The organism is Halalkalibacter lacteus, assembly GCF_036663595.1.
Lineage (GTDB): Bacteria > Bacillota > Bacilli > Bacillales > Bacillaceae_D > Halalkalibacter > Halalkalibacter lacteus.
In genome coordinates, this window is record NZ_JAWRVL010000216.1 from 1 (window position 1) to 271 (window position 271).

A 271-nucleotide genomic window follows, 5' to 3' on the forward strand; every position below is an offset into this window, starting at 1 on the left:
AGTGCTAGGTGTTAGGGGTTTCGATGCCCTTAGTGCCGAAGTAAACACATTAAGCACTCAGCATGGGGAGTACGACCGCAAGGTTGAAACTCAAAGGAATTGACGGGGGCCCTCACAAGCAGTGGAGCATGTGGTTTAATTCGAAGCAACGCGAAGAACCTTACCAGGTCTTGACATCCTTTGACAAACCTAGAGATAGGGCTTTCCCCTTCGGGGGACAAAGTGACAGGTGGTGCATGGTTGTCGTCAGCTCGTGTCGTGAGAGGTTGGG

General features: G+C 51.7%; 1 rRNA gene. It reads left to right on the top strand.

Going from position 1 to position 271, the window contains the following annotated elements:
• Nucleotides 1-271: ribosomal RNA gene (locus SAZ04_RS22130) — 16S ribosomal RNA — on the top strand; the annotation flags it as partial.